Source organism: Roseivirga thermotolerans (assembly GCF_014653175.1).
Taxonomy (GTDB): Bacteria; Bacteroidota; Bacteroidia; order Cytophagales; family Cyclobacteriaceae; genus Roseivirga; species Roseivirga thermotolerans.
On sequence record NZ_BNAG01000001.1, the window covers coordinates 689,454 to 700,331 of the forward strand.

Genomic DNA, 10,878 nt, shown 5'->3' on the forward strand with positions numbered 1-10,878 from the left:
AAATTAATATTTTATTGTTAGTATTCCACCCACAGGTAGAAAATTCTACAATCCTTAATCTTAAGTAAACTTTTGTTTAGTAACGGTATCTGGGGGTTCTTATGATGTTCCTTCCCAGATTTATTCCGTTGCCCTTGCTGGAAAATTTATAAATGAGCATAATCTCTTGAGAGGTCGGCTCTTTACTATTTCTATCAGCAAGAACTAAATCCAGCGCATATCCCAACGCCAGGCTTCGATCTTTTAGTATGCTGTAGCCAATCATTACCGATGCCGATTCTGATTGACGGTAAGCAACACCGGCCCAAAGCTGGTCATTGTAGCGTCCTACAACGCTCAAGTCCCATGAGTAGGAATCAAATCCTACAGATTTCAGCAATAAAGTCGGAGTGATCGTAACCTCTGGGCTTAGTGCATAATCGTAGCCCGCTGTTAAATAGTAGTGTCGAATTAATTGATTGGCAATTTGATCTTGTCCAAAATCAAATTTTGGTTGAAGTAAGTGATTTGTACTGAAACCACCAAAAAAATTTCCTTTTCTGTAGAGTATACCCATGCCGAGATCCGGCCGCAACTGAGATTCCTTTCCGGTTAAACCCACCAGGTCATCGCTCGGATCGACCAGCACTAGCTCATCGAAATCAAGGCCGCTGGAAAAAAAGCCTGCGTTGAGCCCAATGCTCAGTGAGGCATCTCCCTGAAGAGCAATGTAGTAAGACCCTGACAGCTTGAACTCTATGTTATTGGAGGGGCCCAGATTGTCGTTCACTAAATGAACGCCCAACCCACCATTCCACCATTGTGATAGAGTGCTGTAGCTAATAAATTGGGTATTTGGGGCGCCTCCGGGGTTTATTGTGCCTTCGTACCCAAACCACTGGGAGCGATGAATTGCTGTAAGTGTATTGGCATTGGAAAGGCCCGTAAAAGCCGAGTTGTAGTACATGGGATTAAACATGTACTGGGTAAACTGAGCATCTTGTTGTGCTCTTAGGCCCACAACGAGGAGGCTGAAAACAATGGCAATGAAGGCCTTTCTTGACATAATCAGGTAACGCGAAAGTTAAATGATTTATTTAATCACTTTCCCAATAATACAAGAAAACTAGCTTTTGCCCTTACGAGTTGCGAGAATTACAGATTATTTGCCTTTTTAATGTACAGCTCCAGTGCTCCTGTCATAGACGGTGCGTTGGGCTGAGGAGCCTCAATATCTATAATAAGGTTGGCTTCTCGGGCAGCCTGTGCTGTAGTTGGGCCAAAAACTGCAATTCGTGTATCGTTTTGTTTGAACTCCGGAAAGTTTACGAACAATGAGTTGATTCCACTTGGGCTGTAAAACGCTAAGATGTCATACGTAACATCGTCCAGGTCAGACAAATCGCTGGCCACTGTTTCGTAAATAACAGCTTCTGAAAACTTGAATCCGTTTTCTTCCAAATAGCCCGGAATATCGTCTTTTCTAATGTTGGAGCAAGGAAACAAGTATTTCTCGTTTTTATGCTTTTTAAGAATTTCTATAAGGTCCTGAGCGGTACGTGAACCGGTAAAAATCTTTCTTTTCCTAACCACAATGTACTTCTGCAGGTAATGAGCCGTTTGTTCCGATATACAGAAATACTTCATATCTGCAGGAACCTCAATTTTCAGGTCTTTGCAAATGGTAAAGAAGTGGTCTACGGCATTGCGGCTGGTAAATATGATGGCCGTATGATTTAAGATATCAATCTTCTGTTTTCTAAACTCTTTAGCAGAAATCGGATCGACCTGAATGAAAGGCCTGAAATCAATCTTTATTCCGTATTTGTCTGCTAAAGTATAGTAAGGAGATTTAGGATCTGAAGGCTTTGGTTGAGAAACGAGGATACTTTTTACGGGTTTTAGCCTTTCCTCATACGTGCTATTGGACATATTCTTCCCTGCTTTTTAATCTAATCTGGCTTGTCAAACTAACAGATTCAATCCTAGCAAAGTAGGTATTAATTCTGTGCTGCAAAGGTAAGAAAATATATATAAGTTGCTACTGGCTCCCAGGTTACGAATTTTTAAAAAGAGGTTGAAGAATCTGAAAACCAGATAAAAGGCCAAAGTAGCCAGAATAAGTTTGACTGTAAATTCAGGAAATGAAAACCTTCCGAAGAGCGAAATGGCCAATATGAGGTACATTACCACAGAAAGACCATTGTTCATTAGCTGAATCTCAGAAAAATGCCTGGACTGATCGGTGGGAATGCCAAAAAGCCAACCAAACCAGGCCACAAACAAAAATTTGAGAAAAAACAAAAACTGAATGGCCATAGCTGTTAGTAGCCAAACCAACAGACCTTTCCCCATAGATTCTATGGCCAACCATGGAATCGTAGCCTGCACGGATGGAGTGAACAGATAGAGGCAAACTGCAGCAAAACTAAAATTGAGCGACAATACCGCGGTGAAGTAAAAATTTTCGGTGCTGAACAAGCGTATGCCTGACCCAAAGTCGTCTCGCAGACGAGTTGAGAAAAAGCGTGCATAGCTATATACCGAAGCAAACAGCTTTGGATACACTACCCTGGAAATGGCATAGATAACAAAAAGAGCCATGGCCATGACTATGGCCAAATCGCGGTAAAAGAATTGAATGCTGCTTGTCTCTTGCATTAAAATCTGGTGGTAAACCCAAAGTGTATTTTGGATTGGCTAAAGTTAATGGCTCCGGTTGAATCGGCCGTGCCTAAAGCATAAACAAAATTGAAAATGCCGGTTCCGGTAGCAAAACTAATACCCGCGCCCATTCCCAAGGCCCATTCTCCCCTGTTGGCGTTGGCATTGCTCACAAAGTTTTGCTCCAAATAGCCCACATCAGAAAAGAGCAGCAAGTAAGAAGAGTCTTCCAAAAAGTAGCGATACTCCAGATTGCTATAGGCAAAGCCTGTTGCAAAAAAATAACTCTCATTGAAGCCTCTTATACTATTGAGCCCGCCCAGCCGATAGGCATCGTTTCTAAAAAGGTTTTTAGAAGATAAATAACCCCCATGCAAAGTGGCATAAAAGATAGCCCTGGAACCCAAAACCAGATATTTTTCTACATCCAGATCGTACTGAAGTTGCAGCGTTTTCATGTCAACATCGGTATACAGTTCATTGGGCAGTTCTGCATTTTGTCTGATCAGCTTATTACCAATGCTTGTGTTCAACTCCAGACTTAAGCCTCTTCGGGGAAAAAATACATCGTCCAAGCCGTTGTAGCTATACCTCAAGCCATAACGGTTTAGTCTAAAATCCAGAATATCCGGAAGTCTATGGCTGTCGGCATAGGCCGAAGTTGCTATAAGATCGGTAGCCACCAAATGAGTAACTACTCCCAGGTTGGCATTAAAGCCCAAGTTTATGTTTAGGTCCAGGCCAAGTACTCTCCGGTTAAAAGTAGAGTCCTGTTTAAGGAAATCGAACTGGCTGCGTAAAGACAAAGCACTACCCAGCAGGTGGGGTTGGTCAAAATTGAACTTCAATGTTTGGGTTTCCTCACTCAACCTTCTCCAGTGCAAGCCAATGTGTCTGCCCGAAGCAAATGGGTTGTACAAGTCGAGATCGAACTGGCCGGTAACAAGTAGGCCTCCGCTACGGCTGTTGTTAGGCAAAAAACCAATAATTCCATCGAGCCTGTTTACGGGTCTTTTTTCCACAGAAAGAGTGACTCTTGCCTCGCTATTCTGAAAACTGAGCAGAGGAGGTCTTGTAAGCTTTACATAATTGAGCTTTCTCAACCTTGGTACTATTGCATCTACCAGCTGTTGGTTGTACGGTTGCCCCAGGTGTATACCCAGATAGGCCATGGCAAACTTTGGTTTTAAAATTTGAGGCTGCTCAATGCGCACAGAATCAAAGTTTATTGGTGGGCCCAAATCTACCTGCAGGGTAGCAGAAAGGTAATTTTGCTCAATACTAAGCGAATCGTACTTAATAGATGCAAATGGAAATGCGTTGCGCTCTGCAAACCGAAGTATTCTCTTTTCCAATGCCGCCAGTTGGCTAGGGTTAAATGGTTTGTTGTTGAAATGCCGTTCCCGCAGGTTTAGTTTTCGCCAAAAGTCATCGGCCAAATTTCCCTTTCTTAGTTCCAACCACTGAAAACGTGGGCCAATAATCATTTCTACCTGCAGGGTGTCTTCTTTAGAGGTGAATTGCTTTGGATGAGCCAAGAGGTATCCTTCCTGATGAAGAAGTTGTACCAGTTTTTGAACTTCTTTTACAGCCGCAACACTATCGACCAGTTGACCGGAATAGTTATAGGTGTTCAGCACAACTTGTTCGTTGGCCGAAGTTGTGACTACTAACCTTACCTGCTGAGCCTGCACCGACAGCAGGGACAGAAAAAAAAGCAGGAAGCAACTGCAAAAAGTAAGTCGGTGTATTGGCATAGCTTATATTTAGGCGAAAATTACAAAACTTTGGCCGGCCTCTATCTACACATTCCTTTCTGCAAAAAAGCATGTCATTATTGCGACTTCCACTTTACTCAATCGCTCAGGCAAATTGACGATATTGTGGATGCTATTTGCAAAGAATTGGTTCTACAAAACGAGTTTTTGGGGAAAGACTCTATATACAGTATCTATTTTGGTGGTGGCACCCCATCCTTACTCGAGCACCACCACCTAAAACAGATTATGAAGGTAATTAAGTATGAATATGACCTGGCCAGTAATATTGAAATTACCTTAGAAGCCAACCCCGATGATTTGAGCCGAGAAAAGTTGCAGGCATTTTATGACAATGGTGTAAACCGACTGAGCATTGGCATTCAAAGCTTTAACAACGACCATTTAAAATGGATGAACCGACAGCACTCCGGAGAAGAGGCCATGGAAGCTGTTTATGAAGCCCGGCAAGTGGGTTTCGAAAACATTAGTGTTGACCTCATCTATGCCGTGCCATATGGCGACCATAGTATTTGGGAAAACGACCTGAAACAGGCTTTGCGACTTAGGCCGGAACATATTTCTTCTTACTGCCTTACCATTGAACCCAAAACGGCTTTTGGCAAATGGCTGGAACAAGGCAAGCTCTATGAGGTTGAAGAGGAGTTTGCGGCCGAGCAATTTGAAATGCTCATTGATACACTACGCCAATATGGTTATGACCAGTACGAGATTTCTAATTTTGCCCAACCGGGTTACGAATCGCGGCACAATAGCAACTATTGGAAGGATGAAAAGTATTTGGGCGTTGGTCCTTCGGCACATTCATACAATGGAAAGTTCCGAAAGGCAAACGTAGCCAATAACGCCAAGTATCTTCTGGGGCTATCGGAAAACAAAATTCCATTTGAAGTAATACACCTGAGCAAGGAAGACCAGGCCAATGAGTATATCCTTACTTCGTTGCGTACCAAGTGGGGGTTAAATCTCAATCATCTCAAGAATAAATATGGTGTAGACTTGCTAATGGTTCACAGAGATTACCTGAATAAACTTTCTTTGCAGGACCTTCTTTATGAAGAAGATGAACACCTGATTCTTACCGATTCGGGGAAGCTACTGGCCGACAAAGTGGCCTCCGACCTGTTTATTGAGTTGAATCCTTAGCCCTACTTTCTTGTTGTTCTACCTCTTTCAGTACCTCATCAAAGGTTCCCTGAGCATACTGCGGAAAGTATTCATCTACAATGGTTCGGATGAAATTCACATCCAAGCCGGCTCGAATGTAGTTTTTTAGAAGGCTAATTTCTACTTCACGAGTTTTTTCAGGCCCTAAATCCTCATTCACCACTTTTAAAATGTCCTCAGCCAGTTCGGCTACGTTTTCCAGCTTTCCTGCCCGGAGTCGGGCGGCACCAATGAACCTATAGAAAGCAAAGCGATTTTCTGCTTCCAGAATTTTTCGCTGTGGGTCGTTTTCAGCCAAAGACGAGGGCACCAGGTTGTACCGCTGACCAAAATTGGTCATAAGTCTTTCGGCATGTTCCAATTGCCTTATGCGCGAATGGAGCTTGGAGAGGGCTTCATAAAGTTCAAAACTTATAATCTCCGTGCCCTCCTTGTTCATGGCATATTCAATTACCTTAAAGTTGTATTGCGGCTCCAGATAACGCCAATTGTAGTAGTCTGTCAGCTCACCGGCATCCAGCAGGCTATCCCATTCGACCAATTTGCCCCGCTGATAAGAGGCAAAGCCGGGAAAATTGGTTCTGAATTCCTCCAGTTCTTTTTTCAGGCTTATTAAAACCTTTTCTTTTTCATCTTTTAATTTTTGACCCTCTGCATAGCGCTGAAAAAGAAAGGCCATGTACACCCCCACAAAAACGACTAATAGTTCAAGCAACAGCCACTTTACTTTGTCACTGATTTGAAATAGCTTTCTAATAAACATTGATGTAGCTTTACCCAAAGGTTCAATTATTTGTAGTTTCAGGCAAATGTAAACCGACTGAAACGGTAGATTTACCAACTGAAAGTGAAGGTTTTAGCCATGAGAAAAAGTGAAAAGGGAAGAAAAGGACAACCTGAGTCATTGGGCGATGCAATACAGGAAATGCTAAAGTCTTTTAGAATTGAAGAGAAGTTCAATGAGGCAAATTTGGTTAACTCTTGGGAGAAGATCATGGGTGCTCCTATAGCCAAGCGAACCACTAAGGTTTACATTCGAGACAAAAAGCTTTTTGTTCATATTAACTCTGCTCCTCTTAAGCACGAGTTGAGCATGTCTCGTGACAAAATTCTGGTACTGATTGCCCGGGAACTTGGTAGTTCCATTGTCAATGAGGTAATCATTAAGTAAAATAGCGACCATATGGTCTCAGAAGAATAAGAAGAGAGGCTGTCTCTCAAGCCTTTCAAAATCCTGCTCAATGGTAGAACAAAATCTGTCGACTCCGGAGACAGCCTCCTTCAACTGATAAATATGGCCTTGGCCTAGTTTTTCTTTATCTCTTGTTGTAGTTCTGCCTTTTGATTCTGAGGCAGCTTTACGGTTTTAATCATGTTGTCCTCTTTCACAAATTTGTTGAGTGCTGCTACAATAGCTTCTTTCGTTATGGCGTCTGCCCGCTCATTGCCTGTGAGTATGTTTTCCATATCTTCCCCGGTTTTCAGGTAAGTGGCTATCATGCTCTGCCAGTAGGAGTTCTGTTTAATTTGTTCCTCAAAGTTCTGTTTTCTGGCGTTAATCACTTTATCCAAATCTTCCTGAGTAAAATTGCCCTGTTTTATGTTTTCCAGCTCTTGTATAGCGGCCTGAACCAGCTTGTCTACATTCTCCGGCTTGCAGGGAAATGAAATTGAAAATGAAAACGTGGAGTTAGGGTACTGAGAAGATGAGAAGGATGCCCCGGCACCATATACTCCACCCATTTCTTCCCTAAGGGTTTCTATCATTTTATTGGAAAGAATACTGGCCGCGGCATTAAGCAGACCATTATTTTCCAGGTTGTAATCAAAGTCTCCGCTAAAAGTGATGTTTACCTGGCTCTTATCGTCTACCCCCACATATATATTCTTCTCGTGCTTTCCACTAATAATCCGTAAACCCAAATCTTTATACATTTCTTTAGAGCCTTTGGCTGGCAACGAAGCCACATATGTTTCCAGATACTTTCTAAAGGAAGGCATGTCTACATTACCCACAAATACAAATTTAAAGTCTCCACCATTGGCAAATCGCTCTTTGTAAATCTGTACGGCCTTATCCAGTTCAATTTTATCGAAACTCTCAGCCGATGGAAACTCAACTCTCGGGTGGTTATCGTACATAAAGCGCTGGCGCTGCACAGAATACTGAAGATCGGGGCTAGCACTAAAGTTTACATAGAGGTTCTTTGTTCTGGAAAGCCAACTGTTAAACGCAGATTCATCCATACGCACATTGGTAAACCTTAGATGTAGAAGCTGAAAAAACGTTTCCAAATCTTTAACGCTAGAAAAGCCTGAGAGGCCTTCTTCGTAAGAATTGATGTAGGGTTGCACCGAGGCTGTCTTTCCGGTTAAAAACTTGCCCAAATCTATAGCACTGAAATCGCCTATACCCATTTCATTCACGATGGCCGCGGCATTTGAGGCCGACCAGTATACATTATCCGGGTATAAGGAAGTTCCGCCAAACGAAAAGGCCGTCATCCGCACTTCATCGTTTTTAAAGTCTGTAGGTTTAATGAACACTTCAGCACCGTTGCTTAGTGTAATGTGTGTGATGCCCGTGGTTTCATTGGTTTGTTCTGCAACAATTTTACCCGGTTTTGGTGGGGCATCCATCAATGCAGAAGCAATAGCCTCTTCCTCATAAGGCTCTATGGAGTCATCCTCTACTATGGCATCCAGCAGAGCTGTCATTTCTTCGGCCGAAGGAATGGCCGCAGCATTTTCGGTTTTGGCTTGTACCTCAATGGTTCGGTTGTCATTGTGCCACCAACTATCGAGCAAGCCATTGATCTCTTTAAGTGTAATAGTGGGGATAATCTGCTCGGCCATTTCTCTGGTTTGTTTGGCACTTAGCAATGGGCCTCCATTTAAAAAATGGTTGAGATAGCCTTGTACTAAAGACCAGGACTCCCGCTTGTCTGCCTCTTTTTCAAAACGATCGAGTGAATTGGCAAATGAAGCCAAAGTTCTATCCAATTCGCCTTGGGTAAAGCCGAATCTTCTCACACGCTCGTTTTCTCGAATAGCCGCCAGAAGGCCTTCGGTAAACTTATCTTCCTTCACCTGAATGGAGATGGTATAATCATTTTTGCCCTTGCCTAAAGCGCTGCCATATCCACTGTAGCTATATTGGAAGGGTGGATTTTCTGACTGCACAAGCTCTCTTAGGCGTTGGTTCATCATTTGGCTAAAGAAACTGTATACTAAAGACTCTCTGAGGTCGGCAAACGTATTGCCAGTTTCCTTTTCGCCCGGTTGAATAAAGTTGATGGTAATGGAGTTTGAGGTAGCCTCATCGTCTGAAGCAATGGCTACTCGGGTGCCTTCAAAATCGGGCATGGTATAGTAAATGCGCTCTCTGGGCTTTTCAGGCATTTTTATGTCTGAAAAGTACTCCTTAATCATCTGCTCCATTTCGGCCACATCGAAATCGCCTACAGCAATAAGAGCCATTAAGTCTGGTCGATACCAATCTCTATAGAACCTTTTGGCGGCATCATATTCAAAGTTCTCCAATATTTCAGGCTCACCAATTGGCAATCGCTCTGCATAGCGCGAACCGGCCAGGGTAATTGGCCAAATCTGTTGACGCATGCGTTCATAAGCTCCCAGCCTCAATCGCCACTCTTCCATCACCACCCCTCTTTCTTTGTCTATCTCTTCATTGTCGAAAGTAGCCTGATGTGCCCAGTCGCTCAGCACCAGCATGGCGTTCTTCACGTTTTCCGGTTTATCTGAAGGAATAGGCAGCATGTATACGGTTTCATCAAAGCTGGTATAGGCGTTTAGGTCGCCCCCAAATTCAAGACCCATCTTTTGCAGAAAATCTACCAGCTCATTCTTTTCAAAGTTCTTCGTTCCGTTAAACAGCATGTGTTCGGTAAAGTGAGCCAAGCCCAGCTGGTCATCGTCTTCCACGATGGAGCCTGCTTTTACGGCCAGGCGAAATTCAATACGATTTTCCGGTTTAGGATTAGAGCGGAGATAGTAAGTAAATCCGTTATCTAACTTACCGATTAGTACATCGGGGTCTGTGGGTAATTGTTGGAAGGGAAATAAATGAAAGGGCAGCAAAAGTAAGAGGGCTGCCCAAATAGTTGAGAGTCTTTGACTTGTTCTTTTCATTGGTATCGTGTTTAACTAGAATGTTAGTGAAGATACCAATTGTTCAATAAAGATGAAAAAATTTAACTTTTTTTGTTCGATTGATCTCAATCTACTTCTTGTCGGTGTTTAGGTCTTGTAGTATTTTCTTTAGGAATCTGGACTCTTTTAGGTTGTTGAGTCTTTGTTGCAGTTCTATGCGCTGGGCTACAAACAGGGTGGTTATGAACAACATAAACAAGGTAAAATCTGTGGTTACCGTACGAAACATAGAAACAAGCACAATCACTATGGCCAGAATGAGCAGTAAAACGGAATTAGACCGTAGATACCATTTTAATTCACGCTCCTTTTCTTTGCTATGAAAGCGTTCGGTCTGAATTTTCTCTTTGTTCATTATTATTCGCTGATAAGGCGAAATGGACTTCCAGCGGAGCTCCTCTATTCTCTGTTCTATCTTCTCAATCGTCTTCATGTTGTGTTAACCGTTAAAGACAAAACTACTTCACATTAAAGTAATTTTCAAATAACATTAAGTTAATATACGATTGAATTACACTTGAGTTAACCGGGATTCAGCCTGACGGAAAAAGGTTTTCTGGAAAACAAGTATGCCCAACACCCCCACCAAAATGGCTACATCGGCCATATTAAAAATGGGTAAAAGGGCTACTTTTTTTCCTCCCCAAAGAGGAAACCAATCGGGTAGATAGCCTTCCCAAAAATCGAAGTACAACATATCTATAACCTGCCCATGAAACCAGGGAGTTATGGAGTTGTACGGGGCGTTGTCTAAAAGTGCTCCGTAGAATACAGAGTCGACCAAGTTGCCGATTGCCCCACCTAGTATGGCTGCTATACACCAGAGAAGGCCTGCATGATATTTAGTTTTGGTGAGCCTGAATAGACCATAGGCAATAAAAAGAATGGCCAGCAGACGAAAAACAGTCAAGGCGAGTTTGCCATAGCCTGCTCCAAAGCTCAAACCAAAGGCCATACCTCTGTTTAGTACATAATGTAACTTAAACCATTCGCCCAGCAGGTTGATTTCTCCGGCCGGGCCCATGGTCATGTTATAATGAACCAGCAGCTTTACTGCCTGGTCTATTGCAACAATTGTAAGTGTGAGTACAAAATACTTATACTGTCTCAAAATGAA

Annotated in this window: 10 protein-coding genes; 2 read left to right on the forward strand and 8 right to left on the reverse strand. The window is 42.7% G+C overall.

The genetic code is table 11. The annotated features are described in order from the left end of the window. Positions 1-76: 76 nt before the first annotated feature. The 4 genes from IE164_RS03060 to IE164_RS03075 all read right to left on the reverse strand — a co-directional run bounded on the left by IE164_RS03060 (position 77) and on the right by IE164_RS03075 (position 4,400). On the reverse strand, positions 77-1,045 hold the full coding sequence (locus tag IE164_RS03060; RefSeq protein ID WP_189628705.1) for a PorP/SprF family type IX secretion system membrane protein: 969 nt from the start codon (positions 1,043-1,045) through the stop codon (positions 77-79). A gap of 89 nt (positions 1,046-1,134) precedes the next feature. Next, the gene (locus tag IE164_RS03065; protein ID WP_189628706.1) at positions 1,135-1,911 is read right to left on the reverse strand and encodes a uroporphyrinogen-III synthase; all 777 of its coding nucleotides are present in this window, start codon (positions 1,909-1,911) and stop codon (positions 1,135-1,137) included. 33 nt (positions 1,912-1,944) lie between these two features. Then, entirely contained in the window at positions 1,945-2,640 is a 696-nt protein-coding gene (locus tag IE164_RS03070; protein WP_189628707.1) for a DUF4271 domain-containing protein, read from the reverse strand. Then, positions 2,640-4,400 (reverse strand): BamA/TamA family outer membrane protein, encoded by a 1,761-nt coding sequence (locus tag IE164_RS03075; RefSeq protein WP_189628708.1) that lies wholly within the window; start codon positions 4,398-4,400, stop codon positions 2,640-2,642. Before IE164_RS03075 ends, IE164_RS03070 begins: the two co-directional genes overlap by 1 nt. 30 nt (positions 4,401-4,430) lie before the next feature. Here IE164_RS03075 and hemW point away from each other — a divergent pair, with 30 nt between their 5' ends. Next, entirely contained in the window at positions 4,431-5,567 is a 1,137-nt protein-coding gene (gene hemW / locus IE164_RS03080) for a radical SAM family heme chaperone HemW (protein ID WP_189628709.1), read from the forward strand. Here the strand turns inward: hemW and IE164_RS03085 are convergent. Then, positions 5,548-6,351: a hypothetical protein gene (locus IE164_RS03085; RefSeq protein ID WP_189628710.1), complete on the reverse strand. Its 804-nt coding sequence runs from the start codon at positions 6,349-6,351 to the stop codon at positions 5,548-5,550. The two genes, hemW and IE164_RS03085, sit on opposite strands and share 20 nt — an antisense overlap. A gap of 99 nt (positions 6,352-6,450) precedes the next feature. Between IE164_RS03085 and IE164_RS03090 the strand changes: the two genes are divergently transcribed. Next, positions 6,451-6,759 (forward strand): DciA family protein, encoded by a 309-nt coding sequence (locus tag IE164_RS03090; protein WP_189628711.1) that lies wholly within the window; start codon positions 6,451-6,453, stop codon positions 6,757-6,759. Between the two features lie 134 nt (positions 6,760-6,893). Here IE164_RS03090 and IE164_RS03095 read toward each other — a convergent pair whose 3' ends face one another. The 3 genes from IE164_RS03095 to IE164_RS03105 all read right to left on the reverse strand — a co-directional run bounded on the left by IE164_RS03095 (position 6,894) and on the right by IE164_RS03105 (position 10,872). Beyond that, positions 6,894-9,740: a M16 family metallopeptidase gene (locus IE164_RS03095; protein ID WP_189628712.1), complete on the reverse strand. Its 2,847-nt coding sequence runs from the start codon at positions 9,738-9,740 to the stop codon at positions 6,894-6,896. 91 nt (positions 9,741-9,831) lie between these two features. Beyond that, positions 9,832-10,194 carry a hypothetical protein gene (locus IE164_RS03100; protein WP_189628713.1) on the reverse strand — a complete coding sequence of 121 codons (363 nt, stop codon included), beginning with the start codon at positions 10,192-10,194 and terminating at the stop codon, positions 9,832-9,834. Between the two features lie 78 nt (positions 10,195-10,272). After that, a complete protein-coding gene (locus IE164_RS03105) occupies positions 10,273-10,872 on the reverse strand; it encodes a lipoprotein signal peptidase (RefSeq protein WP_189628714.1) in 600 nt (199 codons plus the stop codon). Positions 10,873-10,878 lie beyond the last annotated feature (6 nt).